This window comes from Micromonospora sp. DT231 (assembly GCF_049847025.1).
Classification (GTDB): Bacteria; Actinomycetota; Actinomycetes; order Mycobacteriales; family Micromonosporaceae; genus Micromonospora.
This window is the reverse complement of record NZ_JBNCNO010000005.1, coordinates 176,276-196,337: the sequence shown is the minus strand read 5'-3', so window position 1 is coordinate 196,337 and position 20,062 is coordinate 176,276. Positions and strand designations below refer to the sequence as shown.

Here is a 20,062-nt window from a genome sequence, read left to right as displayed (position 1 = left end):
AGGCCCAGCCCGCTGCCGGTGAGTCCTCGTGACGACTCACCGGCAGCACCGTCTCCGCTGCGCGGTGAGCGGGTGCCTCCCGCTGCGCGCGGTTCGTACGGGCGATGTACGCGGGTTGTACGCCGAGCGCCCTACCATCCCCCCGACACGATGATCTTCTTCGATCCAAGCGGCACCGCCGGCCTCAGAGCCGACTCCGGCGGCGTGCCGTGCCTCGTCGCCTGTGCGCGGTTCCCCGGCCGCCGGTAGGGAGGAGACCTCGATGACGAGTCCTGGTGCGGGCGGTGCGATGCCGTGACGCGGGTACGGTTTCTCGCCCTGGGCCCGCTGCACGCCGAGGTGGGCAGCGAGTGGCTCGACCTCGGGCCCGTCCGGCAACAGGCGGTCTTCGCGATCCTGCTGTTCAACGCGGACCGCGTGGTCACACCGGCGTCGATCCTGCAGGGAGTCTGGGGCGGCCGGGCCCCGGCGACCGGCACGAAGCTGATTCCGCCGTACATCTATCGACTGCGACGCACACTCCAGGCGGCGTGCGTCGGCCACGACGGCCCCTCGATCGACAGCTCCCGGATCGGCTACCGGCTGCGCCTCGGTTCGGCCCGGACCGACGTCGCGGACTTCGACGAGGCGGTGGAACGGGCGGCTGCCGCCGAGACGGCCGGCGACCTCGCCGGGGCCGTGGCGCTCCTGGCCCAGGCCGAGCGGAGTTGGGCGGGCGAACCGTTGGCGGGCCTGACCGGTCCGTACGCGGAGAGCCGGCGCCAGCACCTGCTCGAACGCCGCGTCGTCTGCCTGGAACACCGACTGGAGCTGCACCTGCGGCTGGGCGACTGCCACCGGGCGATCCCCGCGCTCATCGCGTTGCAGACGGAGTATCCCCTGCGGGAACGGCTGACGATCATGCTGATGACCGCCCTGTACCAGACCGGCAGGCAGGGCGAGGCGATGGACGTGTACGGCGCGTTCCGTACCCGCCTGGCGACCGAGTTGGGCGTCGAGCCGACCCCCGCGCTGCTCGCCGCGTACACCTCGATGTTGCGCGGCGACCTGGGCCCGCCTGCGGCGCCCGGCCCTCTTCCCGAAGGACCCGCCCGGGCACGGGCGGCCACCACCACGTGATGCGCGGCGACGCCGCGCGGTGAGGCGGAGCAGATGGACGACGGCCTTGCCCCGGTGCGGCCGGGGGACGCCGGATGGTTTCTGGGTCACTCCCTGCGGGAGCGGCTGACCGGCGCGGTGCCGACCGGCCCCGCCGACGAGGATCTCGGCCGGGCCCGGCTGAAGATGTGGCAGAACGAGCCGGTCCACGCGAGGCGGCCCGACCTGATCCCGCGGCGGCTGGCCGAGCACGGGCTCGACGAGGCCGGTCTGATCCGGATCCTGGGCGAGCCACCCGAGGCGGTTCGCGCCCGGTTCGACAGCGCGCCGGACTACGCCCGCCGGCTGGTCGAGGCCGCGCGGCGAGATCCGGCCGCCGCGGTGGCACCCGGCCACGGCACGGCGGGACACGATGGGGCCGCGGGATTCGCGGTGCTCGTCGCGCCACTGATCGCCGCCGCGGTGGAACGGACGGGCGCGCTGGTGGCGGCGCTTGTCGACGGCCACCCGCACCTGTCGGCCGAGGCGCTGATCACGCGGCTGGGTCCGGGCCCGATCGACACCGTCAACATGCTCGTGGCCCGGACGATGGCGTTGGAGCTCAACGTCCTGCGGATCCTGGGCGAGCTGTCCGGGAGCAGCCCGCACGAGCGCTTCCACGACTTCCTGCACCGGTTGGGGCAGCCGCAGCACGCGCTGCGGCTGCTGCGCGAATATCCGGTGCTGGCCCGGGACCTGGTGCGGGTCGTCGACAACTGGGAGGCCAGCCGCCTGGAGTTCGCCGAGCGCCTCGTCGCCGACTACGCCGACCTGGCCGACAGGTGCGGCGGGCCGGACGCGCTCGGGGACCTGGCCGAGGTCAGCTTCGGGGCGGGCGACAACCACCGGGGTGGACGCTCGGTGGCGGTCGTCCGCTTCGCGACCGGCGCGCGGGTGATGTACAAACCCCGGCGTCTCCAGGTCGACGGCCACTTCCAACACCTGTTGGCCTGGCTCAACGAGCGCGGCGCGCACCCCACGCTGCGGACGTTCTGGGTGCTCGACCGCGAGGTGTACGGGTGGACCGAGTTCGTCGAGAGTGGACCCTGCGCCGACCGGGACGCCCTCGACCGGTTCTATCAGCGGCAGGGCGCGCTGCTGGCCCTGCTACAGACCCTCGGCGCGACGGACTTCCACCTGGAGAACGTGATCGCCTCCGGTGAGCACCCGATGCTCATCGATCTGGAGGCGATGCTGCACCACTGGCAGTGGGAACGGCCGGTCGGCGACCAGGCGGGCTACCTGCAGAGCGTCGGCGTCGAGCTGATGAGCAGGTCCGTCCTCACGGTGGGGCTGCTGCCCGCGCCCGTGGTCTGGACCGAGGGTAACCAGGTCAACCAGTTCGACATGAGCGGGATGTCCGGGGCCGGCGGACAGTTGACGGCTCGGCCGGTCACGGTCTGGAACGGGTTCGGCACCGACGAGATGCGCCTGGACCGGCGACGGGTGCCGCTGCCCGGCTCGGGGAACCTCCCCACCCTGGGCGAGCAGCGCCTGGACGTGACGGAGTTCGCGTCCGAGATCGGCGACGGATACCGCACGCTCTACCGGATCCTGCTGCGACACCGGGACGAGTTGCTGGCGCCGTCCGGCCCGTTGGCCGCGTTCGCGCACGACGAGGTGCGGGTGGTCCTGCGCGCCACCGAGTCGTACGTTCGGCTGCTCGCCGAGGCGCAGCACCCGGACCTGCTGCGGGACGCGTTGGACCGGGACCGGTACTTCGAGAACCTGTGGACGGGGCACGAGCACCGCGAGCACCGCGACGCCCTGATCGCCGCGGAGCTGGCCCAGATGTACGCCGGTGACGTGCCGATCTTCGTGACCACGCCGTCGTCGACCGACCTCACCGGGGGCGACGGCACCGTGTTGCCGGGCGTGCTGCGCCAGAGCGGCCTGGACGCGGTGCGCGACCGCCTGGCGGGCATGTCCGAGGATCACCTGGCCCAGCAGAGCTGGATCATCGAAGCCTCCCTCACCGCGCTGATCATGGGGGATCCGTCGCGGTGGCGTGCACCGAGCCGGCCGGGCGCGGTGCTGCCGCCGCCGGTCGTGCCCGCGCCCGTCGTGCCCGCGCCTTTCGTGCCCGCGACGGTTGCGTCCGCGCCTTCCGTGCCCGCGACGGCTGCGCCCGCGACGGTTGCGTCCGCGACCGTCACGCCTGAGCGCTTCGTCGACGCGGCGCGGATCATCGGGGATCGATTGTTGGCGACCGCGCTCGCCGAGGACGACCGGATCTGCTGGCTGGGTCTGAGCCTGATCGCCGACAAGGTGTGGGTGCTCGGCCCGAGCGCCATGGACCTCTACAACGGCATCAGCGGCATCGCCCTGTTCCTCGCCCGGCTGGCGAGCGTCACCGGCGACGCGGTCTACCGGCGGGCCGCCGACCGGGCCGCCACGATGATGCTCCGCGAGGCGCAGAGCTGGCTCGCCGGCCCGGCCGGGACCGCGGGCATCGGCGGTTTCGACCACCTGGGCGGCTCGGTGTACGCCCTGAGCCACCTCACCGCAGTCCTGGACCGCGCCGACCTGGTCGACACCGCCGTGGGCCTGGCCGCGTCGATGGTCAGGCACGCCACCGACAGCCGCGAGTACGACATCATCAACGGCAGCGCCGGTGGCCTGCTCGCCCTGCTGTCGCTGCACCGGGTCACCGACAACCCGAGCCTGCTCGACGGCGCCCGTACGCTGGCCCGGCACGCGCGCACCGGCGCGCAGCCGGTGGGCGACGGGGTCGGGTGGTGCGGCACCCTCTACACCGAGGCGCCGCTGGCGGGGTTCTCCCACGGGGCGTCGGGCATCGCGACCGCCCTGGCCCGCTGGGACCGGTACGCCGGGACGCGTGAACACCGCGACACGGTGGACGCGGCGCTGCGCTACGAGCGCACGGTGTACGACGAGGCGACCGGCAACTGGCGCGACCTCCGCCCGGACACGCCGCAGGGCGACTCCATGGTCGCCTGGTGCCACGGCGCGGCCGGCGTCGCGATGGCACGTGCCGAACTGCTGGGCTACGCCACCGACGGCGCGCTGCTGCGCGACGACCTGCGGCGCGCGCTGACGGCGACGCTCGAACCGAGCAACCTGCTGCACAACCACTCGATCTGCCACGGGGACCTCGGCAACGCCGAGGCGGCGCTGGCCGCCGCACGAGCCCTCGGGGACGACGGGGCGGCCCAGCGTGCCGCCGCGATCGCGGCGGCCGCCGTCGCGGACATCGAGAACCGCGACTGGCGGTGCGGTGTGCCCCGGGGCGTGGAGACACCGGGGCTGATGAGCGGCCTGGCCGGCATCGGCTACGCGCTCCTGCGGTGGGCCGATCCGGCGGCTGTGCCGTCGGTGCTGCTGCTGGAACCGCCGACCGACCATCGCGCTGCCATCGATCTGCCATAGCGCGGACCTACGGTTCCGCCCGTGGAGGCCCATCCACGTAGCACACCCCAGCACCTATAGATCGGAGCTTCACATGGACTACATCAGGGCGTGGAAGGACCCGGTCTACCGGGCGTCACTCAGCGACGAGGAGCGTGCCAGCCTGCCGGCGAACCCGGCCGGCTTCGTCGAGCTGAACGACCAGGAGCTCGACGGGGCCGACGGCGGCACGTGGACCCCGACTCCCACGATCACCGTGGTCACCGGGGCCGCCGGCTGCTTCTCCTTCAACGGCACCTTCTGCAACGGCACCTGCGCGGCGTTCACCGTCGGCTGCTGCGGCTGACCGCTCCACCCCGGCGAGCGGACGCGCTCCGTCCTCCACACCTGCGCCCACTCGCCAGCGCATCCCCAATCCCCTGAGGAGAGCCCTTCATGGACATTGTGCAAGCCTGGAAGGACCCCGAGTACCGGGCGAGCCTTTCCGCCGAGCAGTTGGCCGCGCTCCCGGAGCACCCCTGCGGCGTGGTCGAACTCGGTGACGACGTCCTCGCGCACATCGCCGGCGCACGCACCGAGGGCATCTGGACCCTCGGCTGCTGTGGCGGCTTCACCGCCCGGGAGACCCCGTGCGGTTCCTGTGGCGCGACGTGCGGCGGAACCACCTGTGGCACCTGCCAGACGCAGTCGACCTGCGGCCTGTGCACCGCCTGATCCACCCGCTGGACCGGCGGTGCCCGGACGCCTGAGGTGTCCGGGCACCGTCCCCGCGAGACCCGACCGCTGCGCGAGAGAGAGCACCCCCGATGACGCAGTCGCACCTGCCCGGCCACGACCCGGTGGACGTTTCGAACCCCTGCTGGTACCTGGCGTACTCCCTGCCGGAGAGGCTCGGCGGTGCGGCGCCGACCGGCGCGGTGGACGAGGACCGGGGGCGGCTCCGGCTCGATCGGTGGAAGAACGAGCCGGTCTTCGCCGGTGACACCGACCTGTTCGAGAGCTGGCTCGACGCCCTCGGCCTCGACGAGCCGACGTTGAGCGGGGTGCTCGGCGAGACGCCGGAGACGGTCCGCGGCCGATTCGCCGACATCCCGGACTACGTGCGCACCATCGAGCGCGCCTGGCGCGACCACCGGCCGGGCGGGACCGGCGACAGTGACCACCACGGGCACGACCACGACCACGAGCACGACCACCACCACGAGCCGCACCCGCACGCGGCGTTCGTCGAGCTGGTGCGGCCGCTCGTGGACGACGGTGTGCGCCGGGTACGCGAGGCGGTGCACGCGGCCTGCGCGCGTACGCCGGGGTCACACGTCGACGCCGACCTGCTCGCCGACCAGCTCTGCGAGCCGCCCTACGGGGCGATCAACCTGCTCGTCGGGCGGGTGCTCGTGCTGGAACTCAACGTCCTGCGGATGCAGGGGCAGTTGGCGGGGGAGACCTCGCAGCAGCGCTTCCAGGACTTCGCCCGGCGGCTGCGCGACCCGAAGTACACACTCGACGTCCTGATGGAGTACCCGGTGCTGGCCCGGGACGCGACGATCCTCGTCGACAACTGGGTGGACGCCCGGGTCGAGTTCGCCGAGCGCCTCACCGCGGACGCGACCGCGTTGGCCGCCAGGCTGGGCGACCCGGCGGAGCTGGGCACCGTGACGGATGTGTCGTTCGGTGCCGGCGACTCGCACCGCGGTGGCCGCTCGGTCGGGTTCGTCCGCTTCGCCAACGGCGCCCGCGCCGTCTACAAGCCCCGGGGCCTGCAGGTGGAGCTGCACTTCCAGCTCCTGCTGGAGTGGCTCAACGCGCGCGGCGCGCAACCGTCGCTGCGTACCATGTGGGTGCTCGACCGCGGTGACTACGGCTGGTCGGAGTTCGTCACCGCCGGGCCCTGCGCCGACCACGACGCGCTGCGCCGCTTCTACACCCGGCAGGGCAGCTACCTGGCGTTGCTGCACAGCCTCGCGGCCGTCGACTTCCACCTGGAGAACATCATCGCCGCCGGCGAGCACCCGATGCTCGTCGACCTCGAAGCCCTCTTCCACCCGCAGGGTGAGCAGACCGACCAGCAGATCGGCGTCTCGGCGGAGTCGTTCCGGACGATGCGGGAGTCGGTCCTGGAGGTCGGGCTCCTGCCCCGGCCCATCATCTACCAGGACGACGACGGCATCGGCGGCGTCGATTTCAGCGGCCTCGCCGGCACCGCCGGGCAGCTCACGCCCACCCCGGTCGCCACCTGGGAGGAGTCCGGCACCGACGAGATGCGCCTGGTCCGCAAACGGATCGAGATGGGCGGCGGGCAGAACCTCCCCAGCCTGAGCGACGCGACGCACCACACGCTCGACTTCAGCGCCGACATCATGACCGGGTTCGAGCAGACCTACCGGCTGCTGCACCGCCACCGCGACGCGCTCCTGGCACCGGACGGGCCGGTCGCCGCGTTCGCCGCCGACGAGGTACGCGTGATCCTGCGCGCCACCCGCACCTACGGCAAGCTGCTGCAGGAAAGCCGCCACCCCGACCTGCTGCGCAACGCGCTGGACCGGGAGCGGTTCTTCAGCTTCCTCTGGCTGCAGGAGGAGTGGCCCGGTGCCGAGGCCCGGATCGCCACCGCCGAGCAGGCACAGTTGAGCCGCGGCGACATCCCCTTCTTCAGCACGACGCCCGCCTCGCACGACTTCGTGGCCGGAGACGGCTCGGTGGTCGCCGGGGTGCTGCCCACAAGCGGCCTGGAGCGGTCCCGGCAGCGCATCGGCGCCCTCTCCGACGCGCACCTGGCCCAGCAGACCTGGATCCTGCGCAGCTCGCTCGCGGCGCTGACGATGGGTGTGGAGAGTCAGGGGCAGTGGTCGGAGTACCAGGTCACCGCCGCCACCGCTCCCGCCGGCACGGACCGGTTCGTCGCCGCCGCGTGCGCCGCCGGCGACCGGCTGCTGCTGTCGGCCGACACCGGCGAGGACTCGATCGCCTGGCTCGGGCACACCCTGGTGGCCGACAAGATCTGGCAGTTGGGCCCGGTCGGGATCGACCTCTACAGCGGGCTGTCCGGAATCGCGTTGTTCCTCGGCTACCTCGGCGAGGTCAGCGGCGAGCAGCGCTTCCGCGGCGCGGCCGAGGTCGCCGCCGGCATGCTGGTGCGTCAGATCGACCTGCTCGACGAGACGCCGACGGAGAGCCTGGAGAACTTCACCGTCGGGGCCTTCAACGAGCTGGGTGGGCCGCTGTACGCGTTGAGCCACCTGGGCGCCCTGTGGCAGCGCGACGACCTGGTGGACGCCGCCGAACGCGTCGTGCCCGTCCTGCTGCACCTCGCGCCGCAGGACGAGGCGTACGACGTGATCAGCGGCGCGGCCGGAGCGATCCTCGCGCTCCTGGCGCTGCACGCGGCGCGGCCGTCGGAGCCGGTGCTCGACGCGGCCCGCACGTTCGCCCGGATCCTGGCGGACCGGGCGGAGCCGGCCGGCGACGGGATCGGCTGGGCGGGCGCGGTGAACCCGAGTCGACCGCTCGCGGGTTTCTCGCACGGCGGGTCCGGCATCGCCGTCGCCCTGGCCCGGCTGGACCGGGCGCTCGGCAACCGTGACCACCTGCCGTTGGTGGAGGGCGCGGTGCGCTACGAGCGCTCCGCCTTCGACCCGGAGCACATGTGCTGGCTCGACCTGCGGGACACCACGCCGGAGCGGTACTCGATGGTCGCCTGGTGCCACGGCGGGCCCGGCATCGCGCTCGCCCGCGCCGATCTGGCCGGCTACGTCGACGACCACGACCTGCTCGACCGCGACCTCCGCGACGCCAGCACCGGCATGCTGCGCTTCGGCCTGACCGGCGAGGTCATCACGGGCACCGGCAACCACAGCATCTGCCACGGCGACCTCGGAAACGTCGAGGCCCTGCTGGCCGCCGCACGGGTCCGCGGTGACGAGGACGCCGCCCGGCAGGCCGAGCTGGTGGCCGCCAGCATCCTCGACTACATCGACCGGGACGGGTGGCTGTGCGGGGTTCCCCTCGGCGTGGAGACTCCCGGCCTGATGAGCGGCATCGCCGGCATCGGCTACAACCTGCTCCGCCTGGCGTTGCCGGACCGGGTCCCGTCGATCCTGCTCGTCGAGCCTCCGGTTGCCGTGGTGGGTGGTGACGGGCGTGGCTGAGCAGGTGTGGCCGTACCGCCCGCAGGCGTTGGCCACCTACCGCGGTGGTATGCACGACGGCCCGGCGCGGAGCCCGATCCGGTCCTCCCGACGGCCACTTGTCGCGCTCGCCGTACTGCTGCTGATCGGCCTGGGCTTCGCGGCGGTCATGCGGGTGCCGCGCACTGTCGACGGCGTCCTGATCGGTGCCGACGGGTCGAATCTGGTCTCCATGTTCGCCGGGCGCCTCGATCCCGAGCCCGCGCAGGGCGCCGAGGTCGCGCTCGTGCAGGAGGGCGGGCGCGCGACCCTGCGGGTGGTCCGGGCCGAGGTCGTCGTGGACGACGCCGCCGCCCGGCGCTGGAACCTCCCGGCGGAGGTGGCCCGGCCGGTCACCGTCGTCCTGCTCTCCGGCGGCGCGGAGCAGGCCTTCGGCCGGCTCAGTCTGGTGGTCGCCAGACCCACCCTGCTGGAGCTGGTGCCCGGCATCGAGGGGGTCCTGCGATGACGGTGAGCTGGCCGCGACCGGGCCGCCGGGTGCCGATCATGCTCCAGATGAGCGCCACCGAATGCGGTGCCGCGTGCCTGGCCATGGTCTTCAGCGCCTACCGGCGGTGGACCTCCGTGGCCGAGTGCCGGGAGCAGTTGGGCATCGGCCGCGACGGCGCCACCGCCCTGCAGATGGCCCAACTCGCCCGCAGGACGGGCATGCGGGCCCGCGGGGTCAGCGTCGATCTCGAGGCTCTGTCACAGCTGCGGCTGCCCGCGATCGTGCACTGGAACTTCCGGCACTACGTGGTGCTGGAACGGTGGGACCGACGCGGCGCGGTCGTCGTCGACCCGGGGATGGGCCGGCGGCGGCTGAGCCGCGACGAGTTCGGCGAGGGGTTCACCGGCATCGCCATCGAACTCACCCCGGGCGAGGACTTCGAGCGACGTCCCCGACCGGGGCGGCTGGCCTCGCTGCGATTCGCCCGCAGCATGCTGACCTTCTCCCGTCCGCTGCTCGCCCTGGTCCTGGTCGTCTCGCTGCTGCTGCAGTTGGCGGTGTTGCTGCCCGCACTGATCACCAAGTTCGCGGTCGACACGGTGATCGGCAAGGGGCAGGTCGAAGCCCTGACCGTCCTCGGCCTCGGCATGCTCCTGCTGTTGGCCACCCAGGGCGTGGGCACCTACGCCCGAGGCGCCGTCCTCAACGTGTTGCACGCCCGCATGGACGACACCATGATGCGGCGCTTCTTCGACCACCTGCTCGCCCTCCCGTACTCCTACTTCCAACTGCGCAGCAGCGGTGACCTGCTGATGCGGATGTCCAGCAACACCGTCATCCGCGACATGGTCACCAGCCAGACGATGTCGCTCGTCCTCGACGGACTGTTCGTCGTCGTCTACGTCGGCATGCTCCTGGCGATCGCGCCGCTCTACGCCTGGCTGGTGCTGGGCCTGGGTCTGCTGCAACTCGGCGCGATCGTGGCGACGTACCGGGCCATGCGGGAACGTACGCACCGGGACATCGCCGCGCAGGCCGAGGAGCAGAACTACGCGGTCGAGGTGCTGGCCGGGGCCGAGACGGTCAAGGCGATGGGCGCCGAGCAGCAGGTCCTCGGCCGCTGGTCCGGGCTGTTCCAGACCCGGCAGTTCGCCTCGCTGCACCGCCGTCAGTTGGAGACCGGGTTGGAGGCGATGCTCGGGGTGTTCCGGATGGGTTCGCCGCTGCTCCTGCTGTGGGTCGGCGCACACCAGGTCGTCGCCGGCGCGATGTCGCTGGGCACCATGCTGGCGCTCAACGCCCTCGCCGCGGCCGTGCTCACCCCGCTGATGGGACTCGTCAACACGGCCCGCCAACTACAGACCGTCGGCACCCACCTGGAACGGATCCGGGACGTCCTGGACGAGGCCGCCGAGCAGGACCGCTCCACCTCCCAGCCGCCGGGCGACATCTCCGGGCAGGTGACGCTGAGCGGGGTCGGCATGCGCTACAGCGCCAACGCCGCCTGGGCCGTACGCGGGGTCGACCTGTCCATTCCGGCCGGCGCGAAGGTGGCGCTCGTCGGGCGGACCGGTTCGGGCAAGACGACACTCGCCAAGACGATCATCGGGTTGTACGTGCCCAGCGAGGGCGAGGTCCGCTTCGACGGGCGTCTCCTGCAGGACCTCGACTTCCGCGAGCTGCGCCGCTGGTGTGGCATGGTCAACCAGGAGCCGGCCCTGTTCGCCGGATCCGTCCGCGACAACATCTCCCTCGGCCACCCGTCGGCGACCTACGACGAGGTCGTCCTCGCCGCCAGTCGCGCCCAGATCCACGACGAGATCATGGCGATGCCGATGGCGTACGAGACACGTCTCACCGAGGGCGGCGGTGGGCTGTCCGGCGGCCAACGGCAACGGCTCGCCCTCGCCCGCGCCCTCGTGCACAACCCGCCGCTGCTGCTGCTCGACGAGGCGACCAGCCACCTGGACGTGGTCACCGAGCGTCGGGTGGACGAGGTCCTCTCCGCGCTGTCGTGCACCCGGATCGTCATCGCGCACCGGTTGAGCACCGTGCTCAACGCGGACCTGATCGGCGTGATGGAGGAGGGCGCCCTGGTGGAGCAGGGCACGCACGAGGAGTTGATCGCGCACGGGCGCTACTACGAGGCGCTGATCCGCGACCAGCTCCAGACGGCCCGGCCGCTGTAGCCGGAGGTCGCCCGTTCACCGACCCGGAGGGCCGGGCGCGACACGCGCCAGGAGCTGCCGCACCACCTCGGCGGCGGGGTTGCCCAGGTCGTCGTAGATCCGTATCGCCCGCTGCCAGGCCTCGGCGGCGGCGGGAGGGTCGGCCATCGCCTCCCGCGCCTCGCCGAGCCGGACGAGGGTCAGCCCCTCGTGATACCGGTTGGCCGACTCCTGGAAGCGCTGGACGGACTGCTCGTAACAGACCGCCGCCCGGGCCGGGTCACCGAGCCGGTGGTACGCGAAGCCCAGACTGTCCAACGTCGCGGCCTGCCCGACGCGATCGTCGATCGCCTCCTGTTGGGTGAGCGCCTCGGCGCAGTCGACGACGGCCTGGTGGTAGTCACCGGTCAGGGCGTGCAGGTAACCCTTGACGTTCAGCGCGCGGGCCTCGGCGTACCTGTTGCCGATGAGCTGCGAGACCCGGAGCGCCTCCGCGCTGTGCTTGAGCGCCTCGTCCAGCCGGCCGTACTGGGTGCAGTGCTCGGTGTACTGGCGCAGGATCAGCGCCAGGCTGTCCAGGTCCTCGAGTTGCTCGTACAGCTCGAGCGCCCGCCGCACGTGCTGCTCGGCCGCGTGCTCGTCGCCGAGCCGCATGAGCGCGCGGGCGAGCATCCGGCTGGCCAGCGCCTGCGCCCGGACGTCGCCGATGCGCTGCGCCGCCGCGAGCGCCGCCTGCTGGGCCGCGAGCTGCTCCTGGAACATGCCCCGGGGCGAGAGGTACGCGGCCAGGGTCCAGGCGAGCTGGCAGGCGTACCGCTCGAAGCCGGTGTCCGCGGCCTGCCGCAGCACCCGCAGCAGGACGGGGTGCTCGGCGTGGAACCAGGCCGCCGCGACGACGCGGTCGGGCATCGGCACGTGCACGTTCGCCGGCATCGGTGGTTCCAGGTCGATGGGTGCCCAGGTCGGCTGGAGCAACACCGCGCCGGGGTGCGCGCTGTGCAGGTAGTGGTCGTACATCCGGCGTGCGGCGGCCTGTCGCTCCTCGGCCAGGTCGGATGCCTGGGCCAGTTCGGCCGCGTACGACCGGAGCAGGTCGTGCAGGGCGTACCGCTGGGGGAGGTGCTCGGTCAACAGGTGCAGACGGGTCAGCTCCTGCAGGAGCGGCGTGACGGCCGTGCGGGGGCGGCCGAGCAGCGCGGCGGCGGCGTCTCCGGTGAGGTCGGGGCCCGGGTGCAGGCCGAGCAGGCGCAGGAGGCGGGCTGCCTCGGTGCTCAACGTCCGGTACGACCAGGAGAAGACCCGGCGGACGTCTCCGTCGGCCAGTTGCTCCAACCGGGATTCGGACGGGCGTAGTTGGGCCGCGACGGCGTCGATCGGGAAGGTGGGCCGGGCGGTCAACCGGGCCGCCACGATGGACAAAGCGAGCGGGAGGCGGCCCGTCGATTCGATCATCTCGCTGGTCGCCGCCGGTTCCGCGGCCACCCGGTCGGCGCCCAGCCGGGTGCGGAGCAGCCTCGTCGACTCGGCGGCCGTCAGCACCTCGAGCGTCAGCGGTCGGGCGCCCTGGGCCACGGCGAGGCTGCTGAGCTGGTCGCGGCTGGTCACCAGGACCGCGCACTGGCCCACGCCGGGCAGCAACGGCCGTACCTGGTCGGCGTCGCGCGAGTTGTCGAGCACGACGAGCATCCGGCGCGAGGCCAGCAGGCTGCGGTACAGCCCGGCCCGAGCGTCGACACTGCTGGGGATACGGCCGACCGGCACGCCGAGCGCATCGAGGAAGTCGACAAGGGCGTCGGCGGGGGAGACCGCGTCCGCGTCGTCGTAGCCGCGGAGGTTGACGTACAACTGGCCGTCGGGGAAGCGGTCGACAGCCCGATGGGCCCAGTGCAGCGCGAGCGTCGTCTTGCCCACGCCGGCCATGCCGCTGATGGTGACGATGTCCACGGTGGCGGCCCGCTCGGGCCGGGCGCCGAGGGCCGCGTCGAGCAGGTCGAGCTCGGCGCTGCGCCCGACGAAGCCGGGCAGGGCGAGTGGCAGTTGCCGAGGGCGGCCCGGTGCCGCGTCGTCCGCCGGCCCGGTCGTCGTGGACCGCTGCCCGAGACGGTGGTGCAGGATGTCGTCGTGCAGCCGCGTCAGCTCGGGGCCGGGGTCCATGCCGGTCTCCTCGGCCAGCGCCCGTCTGGCCTGCTGAAACGCCGCCAACGCCCCGGAGATGTCGCCGATCTCGTAGAGACCTGTCATGAGCTGGGCCCAGGCCCGCTGGCGCAGCGGGTGACGGTCGAGTAGCGCGCGCAGCCGGGGGATCACCTGGGCCGCCTCGCCGAGCGCGAGCCGCGCCGCGGCGTGGTCCTCCTCGGTCAGCAGCCGCCGCTCGGTGATCCGCGCGACCCGGCTGGTGAGGAGCCGGGGCAGGGGCAGCCCGGCGAAGACGGACCCCCGCCACATGCCGAGCGCGACGGCCAGTTCCGGCTGCGCCGCCGCCGGGTCACCGGCTGCCAGCGCCGCCCGTCCGCGTTCCGCCGCCGCGTCGAACCGGTCCAGGTCCCGCTCGTCCGGCTCGACGCGAAGCAGGTAGCCGCCAGGTGTGGTGAGGATTCGACGGCTCTCGTCCGGAGCGCGGTCGAGTGCCTGGCGCAGCCCCCGCAGGTAGCTGCGCAGGTTCGCGGCGGCCGAGGCGGGGGGCTGGTCGCCCCACACCATCGTCATCAGCTCGTGGGCGGAGATCGCCTCGCCGGGGCGGAGCAGCAGAGCGGCCAGCACCACCTGCTGTTTCGTCGATCCGAGGGCGACCGGTCGGCCGTCCCGTGACACCGTCAGCGGCCCGAGCAGGTCGAAGTGGAGGAGCATCGTCACCTCAGCCCGCGGTGCCGGCCGCCCGAGACTGGCGATCGTATAAGCATCGATCAATGACGTTAGCACCGATTGAACATGGTCTTCATATTTGGCCGGGTGGGCTCCGGCGGTAACCGTCGACCGGTCGGCGCGGTCCGGGAGGTCGCCGGTCAGCGCAGCCCGCGTACGAGGTTGTCGACGAGGGTGCGGGCGAAGTCCTCGGTCAGCGGCAGGTCGGGGACCAGGAGCCGGTGGTAGCAGGCGCCCCAGAGCTGGTCGACGACGGATTCCGGGTCGATGTCGGCGCGGAGCTGCCCGCGGGTCATGGCTCTGGTGAGGGTCTCCACGGCGAGCGCGCGCCGGGGGCCGGAGTAGCGCTCCCGGTAGGCGGCGGCCAGCTCCGGGTCGGTCTGCGCCTGGCCGATGAGTTGGCTGATGACCCGCCCGGCGGAGGTGTCCCGCACGAGGTGGACGAAGGCGACGAGCTGGTTGGTCAGGTCGGCGACGATGTTCGCGGTGTCGGGAAAGGCAAGCGTGGGCGCGACCACTGTGAAGTAGCCGTCCAGGGCGAGCGCTCCCCTGGACGGCCACCACTTGTAGATCGTCATCCGGCTGGCCCCCGCCTGGGCCGCGACCTTCTCGATGGTGAAACCGGCCATGCCCTCGGCCAGCAGGAGAGCGCCGGCCGCCGTGAGGATCTCCGCGCGTACCTGGTCGGCGGGGCGACGGCCGCGACCACGGCGCGGTGGGGTGGGGGCGTCCGGCGTGAGCTGGGCCACTGGTCCTCCCGGTTATATGGACAGCGTGTCTACAGGATGCTTATATGGACACAGCGTACACAGCGGTGCCCGACCGGGGAACGCGCCGCTACCGCGACCGAAGGAGACGAGGACCATGACGGCTCTACCACGGCGACGGCTGGGTGCCTCCGGGCCGGAGGTGTCGATCATCGGGCTGGGCGCGATGGGCATGTCGGACCTGTACGGACCATCCGACGAGGCGGAGAGCCTGGCGACGCTGCACGCGGCGATCGACGCCGGCGTGAACCTGGTCGACACCGCCGACTTCTACGGCTCGGGCCACAACGAGATGCTGATCGGTCGGGTGCTGCGCGAGCGCCGGCGGGACGAGGTGGTGCTCAGTGTGAAGTTCGGTGCGCGCCGGACACCTGACGGCGGGTTCCAGGCAGCACCGTACGACGTGTCGGCGGCGGCGGTGAAGGACCGGTTGGCGTACTCGCTGCGCCGGTTGGGCACCGACCACATCGACATCTACCGGCCCTCCCGGTTGAACCCGCAGGTGCCGATCGAGGAGACCGTGGGCGCGCTGCTGGAGATGCGGCAGGCCGGCTACATCCGGCACATCGGGCTCTCCGAGATGGGCGCGGACACCATCCGCCGGGCGGCGGCGGTCGCGCCGATCAGTGACGTCCAGATCGAGTACTCGCTGCTGTCCCGTGGCCCGGAGGCCGCGATCCTGCCGGCGTTGCGGGAGCTGGGCATCGGGCTGACCGCGTACGGGGTGCTGTCCCGAGGTCTGCTCAGCGGGCACTGGTCGGCCGACCGCGAGCTGACCGGCACGGACTTCCGGGCGAACAGCCCCCGTTTCCAGGGCGAACACCTGACCGCGAACCTGCGCCTCGTGGACGCGCTGGGCCGGGTCGCGCAGCGGCTGGGCGCGACCACCAGCCAGGTGGCGATCGCCTGGGTGGCGGCGCAGGGCGAGCAGATCGTGCCGCTTGTCGGTGCGCGGCGGCGAGACCGGCTGACCGAGTCGCTGGCCGCCGCCCACCTGGTGCTGGACCGGGAGGCGCTGGACGAGATCGAGCGTGCCGTGCCGGCCGGCGCCGCCTCCGGCCAGCGGTACGCCGCGCCGATGATGGACCTGCTCGACAGCGAGAAGTGACGGCGACGTCAGGGAGTTGACCGCCAGACCCAGTTGCGGCGCTCGTAGAGCGGCACCAGCCCGGCCCGGCGCAGGTTGTCCAGCGACGGGTTCCGCGTACCGGGTGCGGGTTTCCCGGTCTCGGCGAACAGCCACCGGCATCCGGCCTCCGCCGCGGCTCGGGCGCGGGCGGCGATCAACGCCGACTGCGCACCGAGGCCGCGGTGACCGGGCGCCGTCGCGGCGGCGTTGAGCGAGGCCGACTCGCCGTGCAGGAACAGGTTGCCGCCGGCCACGACCTCGTCGCCGTCCCACGCCGCGTGTGGCCTCCAGGCCGGCTCGCCGACGGTCGCGGCCAGCATGTCGGTGAGCCCACCGGCCGGCATGCCGAAGCCGGCGAGCAGCACGTCGGCCCAGCGCCGCGCCTCGGCCCCCGGCACCGGGCCGACCCGCAGGCGGGTCTGCGCCGCGGCGACGTCGCCCGCCCGGGCGGCGAGCTTGACCCAGGTGCTGCCCGCTTCGAGCCCGCGCGCCGCGGCGATCTCGTCGAAGCCGTCGGGCAGCACCGCCGGGACGAGCTGGAGGACGGCCTGGTCGACGCCCTGCTCCCGGTAGAAGTCGAGGACGCGATCCAGGACCCGCACGGTGAACGGCTCGGTGACGCCGAAGCCGAGCGCCTTGCTCCAGTACCCGCCGGAGGGGTCGTTGCGCATCGCGAGGGCGACACCGCCGCCGATGCGCGCGGTGACGACCCCGAGATCGGTGTACGCGGGCTCGGGCGCCCGCGACTCGTAGGCGTACATGAACTCGCACTCCACGCCCTCGGCGAGCGGGGTCAGGTCGGTCGTGTCGGTCATCAGCCGATCCTCGCCCTGTACCGATCCCAGGCCCGCACCAACTGCATCCGGTTGTGGATACCCAGCTTCTGGTAGATGGACCGGAGTTGGGTGTCCACCGTGTGGAAGGAGACGAAGAGGGTGCCGGCCGCCTCCTTCTTCGTGGCGCCGCCCGCCAGCACCTCGGCCACCCGCTCCTCGGCCGGGGTGAGCGCGCCGACACCGGTCCGCGGCGGACCGTCGACCGGCGGCCGGTGCCGCGGGGTGGCGGCGAGTTCGACACACCGCCGGTCGGCTGTCGCCTGGTCGCCCGGCGCGCCGATCCGGGCGTAGAGGGCTGCCGCCTCGTGCGCGGCGTCCCACGCCTCGGTCGGGCGTAGTCGAGGGCTGTTCGCGAGGTCGAGCAACGCGTCGGCCAGCGCCGGTCGGGCGGCGGTGGTCCGCAGCCCGTCGACAGCCGAGCGCAGCGCGTCCGGGTCGCGATCGCGCAGACCCCTGGTCTGCGCGGCCAGCGCGTGCCACAGCGGAACCGGGGTACGGGTGGCCACCAGCTCGACCAGTTCGGTGACCCGGCGGGCAGCCCGGTCGTCGCCGACGACCATCGCCGCGCGCACCAGTCGAGGGCCGAACTGTGGCACGGGCAACAGCGACCGCACCGACCGGTGCAGGTCAGCGACCACTCTGTCGAGCAGGCGCGCCGGCTCGCGGAGAGCCGGGTCGCGGACCGCGACACAGAACGCCGGAGTCCACATCGTACTGTCGGGCCATCGTCCCTCCCGCAGGCATCCGCGCAGGACGGCGCGGGCGGCGTCGTGGTCGCCGCGGCGGTAGTGGACCTCGGCGACCACCGCGACCAGCAGGGCACGCACCTCCGCGCCGAGATCCGTCGAGCCCGACCCGAGCGCCGTGACCGCCAGCGCGCCAGCCTCGGGCAGCTCTCCCACCGCGACCATCCGTAGGCAGTCCAGGGCGGTCAGTCTGCCGCTCGTCGGGGTGTCGGGGGAGGCCGCCTCGTCCGCCGCCGTCGCGCTCCGCGCGTCCTGGTGCCGGCCCAGGCCGAGATGGACGAGGATGCGTTCGCCCCGGATCGACGTGGCGTCCGGTCGTGCCACCCAGGCATCGGGGTCCAGGGCCGCCAACACGGCGTCCGCGCCCGGTAGATCGCCGTGCGACAGCGAGCGAGCGGCCCGAGCGAGCGCGAGGTGGCGAGCGGACGAATCGTCGCCCGCGGCGGCGTGCGCGGTGCCCGCGTCGCGGAGCAGGGCATCGGCGTCCGGATGGCCGGTGCGCGCCGCGATCGCGGCGACCATGGCGAGCAGTGTGCTCCGGCTCCGGTCGTCCAGGCCCTGGTCGAGCGCCTCCCGCAGGCCGGCGAGGGCGATCGACGGCTGCTCCCGCGCCGCGAGCCGGGTCAGGTGCCCGAGCACCTGGGCCCGACGGCGCTCGCCGTGCCGGTGCTCGCCAGTCTCGGCCGCCACGGCGTGCGGTGCCGCCGTCCCGCCTCCGGCGAACCGGAGTTGGTCCGCCGCGGCGAACAGCGAACGCCGTCGGTGCTCGGCGTGGGCGAGGTCGTCAGCCGGAGATGTTCCGGCGTCGAGGGATGATTCGGACAATGGCGTTCTCCCCGGTGGTTACCCGGCGCGTCGACATGCCGTCCTGCGACCGAGCCTAGCCACGGCGTCCGGAGCGGGCGACCAGATCGACGAACCGGCCCGATTGCGCTTGATGGCCCACGCCGTCCCCTATCTGACCTGCGGTAATGGCGCGATCACGGGATGCGACGGCGACGGCTGGGCCTCGATCATCGACTGTATGACCCCATCGACTGAGCTGCCCGGCCGGTACCGACTCCGGGTCGTACTGCTGGCTCTCGTCCTCTTCGCCACCACCGGGGCGGGTGGTCACGCTCCGCCGTGGACCCGCCTGGTGCTGGCGGCGACCGCGGCAGCGGTTCCCGCCGCGATCGCGGTGACGTACGGCTGGCCGGCGGTGCGCGCCTTCCTGGGGCTGCCGTCCCGGCCACGCCTACGAGGTGGATCCCTTTCCGCGCCCAGTCCGGGCCAACCGGAGTAAGGAGACAGCGATCATGGCGAACAGCGATCCTCAGCCGCGCCGCGGCGACCAGGGGGCGCCGCCCTTCGCGGGCCGTAACGTCGAGGTCGAGCGGCAGAACCCCGATCTGCTGGTGCCGCCCACGACCGACAGCCGGCTGGTGCCCAACCTCAAGTTCTCGTTCTCGCAGGCGCACACCCGGGTGGAGAAGGGTGGCTGGACCCGCGAGGTCACCACTCGCGACCTGCCCATCGCCACGCAGTTGGCAGGCGTCCAGTTCGGCCTGGAGCCGGGCGCGTACCGGGAGATCCACTGGCATCAGCAGTCGGAGTGGGCGTACATGCTCAGCGGCAGTTGCCGGATCAGCGCGGTCGACCACGAGGGACGCAACTTCATCGAGGACGTCAAGGCCGGTGACCTGTGGTTCTTTCCGCAGGGCGTGCCGCACAACATCCAGGCGCTCGCCGACGGCGCGCAGTTCCTCCTGGTCTTCAACGACGGCGCCTTCTCGGAGAACAACACGTTCCTGCTCAGCGACTTCTTCGCCCACACACCTCGGCACGTCCTCGCGAAGAACTTCGGCTGGACCATGGAGCAGATGGAGAACCTGCCCGAACGGGAGAAGTACATCTTCCAGGGCGACGTCCCACCGTCCTTGCAACAGGACCGGGTGATCAGCCCCACCGGCGACATCCCGCGCAGCTTCAAACACCGGATGACGGCACAGACGCCGCAGCGTTTCCGGGGCGGGACGGTCCGGGTCACCGACTCGACGAACTTCGCCGCGTCCGTGACCACCGCTGCCGCCCTCGTCGAGGTCGAGCCCGGTGGGATGCGCGAGTTGCACTGGCATCCGACCACCGACGAGTGGCAGTACTACATCTCCGGGACCGGCCGGATGGGAGTCTTCGCCTCGCAGGCAGCCGCCCGGACGTTCGACTTCCAGGCCGGCGACGTCGGCTACGTGCCGTTCGCGTACGGGCACTACATCGAGAACACCGGTGACGAGCCGTTGGTGTTCCTGGAGATGTTCCGGCATCCGCGCTTCGAGGACATCTCGGTGATGCAGTGGATGGCCAACACACCCCACGAGATCATCGCGGACACGATAAACGTGCCGAAGTCGATTGTCGACGAGTTGCCGACCAGCAAACAGGTGGTGCTCTGACC

General features: G+C 72.5%; 14 protein-coding genes. 10 read left to right on the top strand and 4 right to left on the bottom strand.

Annotation, left to right across the window (positions count from 1 at the left end):
* The first annotated feature begins 294 nt into the window (after positions 1-294).
* The 7 genes from ACPXBU_RS15245 (at position 295) to ACPXBU_RS15215 (ending at position 11,309) form a co-directional block, all read left to right on the top strand.
* A complete protein-coding gene (locus ACPXBU_RS15245; protein ID WP_425758506.1) occupies positions 295-1,119 on the top strand; it encodes an AfsR/SARP family transcriptional regulator in 825 nt (274 codons plus the stop codon).
* 33 nt (positions 1,120-1,152) lie between these two features.
* The gene (locus tag ACPXBU_RS15240; protein WP_425758505.1) at positions 1,153-4,527 is read left to right on the top strand and encodes a type 2 lanthipeptide synthetase LanM family protein; all 3,375 of its coding nucleotides are present in this window, start codon (positions 1,153-1,155) and stop codon (positions 4,525-4,527) included.
* A gap of 73 nt (positions 4,528-4,600) precedes the next feature.
* Positions 4,601-4,852 (top strand): mersacidin/lichenicidin family type 2 lantibiotic, encoded by a 252-nt coding sequence (locus ACPXBU_RS15235; RefSeq protein ID WP_357177187.1) that lies wholly within the window; start codon positions 4,601-4,603, stop codon positions 4,850-4,852.
* An 89-nt stretch (positions 4,853-4,941) separates the two neighbouring features.
* Positions 4,942-5,220 carry a mersacidin/lichenicidin family type 2 lantibiotic gene (locus ACPXBU_RS15230; protein WP_393361338.1) on the top strand — a complete coding sequence of 93 codons (279 nt, stop codon included), beginning with the start codon at positions 4,942-4,944 and terminating at the stop codon, positions 5,218-5,220.
* Between the two features lie 92 nt (positions 5,221-5,312).
* Positions 5,313-8,651 (top strand): type 2 lanthipeptide synthetase LanM family protein, encoded by a 3,339-nt coding sequence (locus tag ACPXBU_RS15225; RefSeq protein ID WP_425758504.1) that lies wholly within the window; start codon positions 5,313-5,315, stop codon positions 8,649-8,651.
* The gene (locus tag ACPXBU_RS15220; protein ID WP_425758503.1) at positions 8,644-9,138 is read left to right on the top strand and encodes a hypothetical protein; all 495 of its coding nucleotides are present in this window, start codon (positions 8,644-8,646) and stop codon (positions 9,136-9,138) included. The genes ACPXBU_RS15225 and ACPXBU_RS15220 overlap by 8 nt, the downstream gene beginning before the upstream one ends.
* Positions 9,135-11,309, top strand: coding sequence for a peptidase domain-containing ABC transporter (locus ACPXBU_RS15215; protein ID WP_393361329.1), 2,175 nt, complete (start codon positions 9,135-9,137; stop codon positions 11,307-11,309). Before ACPXBU_RS15220 ends, ACPXBU_RS15215 begins: the two co-directional genes overlap by 4 nt.
* A 15-nt stretch (positions 11,310-11,324) precedes the next feature.
* Here ACPXBU_RS15215 and ACPXBU_RS15210 read toward each other — a convergent pair whose 3' ends face one another.
* Positions 11,325-14,135: an AfsR/SARP family transcriptional regulator gene (locus tag ACPXBU_RS15210; protein WP_425758768.1), complete on the bottom strand. Its 2,811-nt coding sequence runs from the start codon at positions 14,133-14,135 to the stop codon at positions 11,325-11,327.
* Positions 14,136-14,290: 155 nt separating this feature from the next.
* Positions 14,291-14,899, bottom strand: coding sequence for a TetR-like C-terminal domain-containing protein (locus ACPXBU_RS15205; RefSeq protein WP_425758502.1), 609 nt, complete (start codon positions 14,897-14,899; stop codon positions 14,291-14,293).
* Positions 14,900-15,014: 115 nt separating this feature from the next.
* On the opposite strand from ACPXBU_RS15205, the gene ACPXBU_RS15200 reads away from it, so the two are divergent.
* Positions 15,015-16,025 carry an aldo/keto reductase gene (locus tag ACPXBU_RS15200; RefSeq protein ID WP_425758501.1) on the top strand — a complete coding sequence of 337 codons (1,011 nt, stop codon included), beginning with the start codon at positions 15,015-15,017 and terminating at the stop codon, positions 16,023-16,025.
* Positions 16,026-16,033: 8 nt separating this feature from the next.
* On the opposite strand, the gene ACPXBU_RS15195 is transcribed toward ACPXBU_RS15200, so the two are convergent.
* Together ACPXBU_RS15195 and ACPXBU_RS15190 are read right to left on the bottom strand one after the other, a co-directional pair.
* Positions 16,034-16,861, bottom strand: coding sequence for a GNAT family N-acetyltransferase (locus tag ACPXBU_RS15195; RefSeq protein WP_425758500.1), 828 nt, complete (start codon positions 16,859-16,861; stop codon positions 16,034-16,036).
* Positions 16,861-18,453, bottom strand: coding sequence for a LuxR C-terminal-related transcriptional regulator (locus tag ACPXBU_RS15190; RefSeq protein ID WP_425758499.1), 1,593 nt, complete (start codon positions 18,451-18,453; stop codon positions 16,861-16,863). Before ACPXBU_RS15190 ends, ACPXBU_RS15195 begins: the two co-directional genes overlap by 1 nt.
* 199 nt (positions 18,454-18,652) lie before the next feature.
* Here ACPXBU_RS15190 and ACPXBU_RS15185 point away from each other — a divergent pair, with 199 nt between their 5' ends.
* Both ACPXBU_RS15185 and ACPXBU_RS15180 read left to right on the top strand, forming a co-directional pair.
* Positions 18,653-18,913 (top strand): hypothetical protein, encoded by a 261-nt coding sequence (locus tag ACPXBU_RS15185; RefSeq protein WP_393361302.1) that lies wholly within the window; start codon positions 18,653-18,655, stop codon positions 18,911-18,913.
* A gap of 13 nt (positions 18,914-18,926) precedes the next feature.
* The gene (locus ACPXBU_RS15180; protein ID WP_425758498.1) at positions 18,927-20,060 is read left to right on the top strand and encodes a cupin domain-containing protein; all 1,134 of its coding nucleotides are present in this window, start codon (positions 18,927-18,929) and stop codon (positions 20,058-20,060) included.
* Positions 20,061-20,062 lie beyond the last annotated feature (2 nt).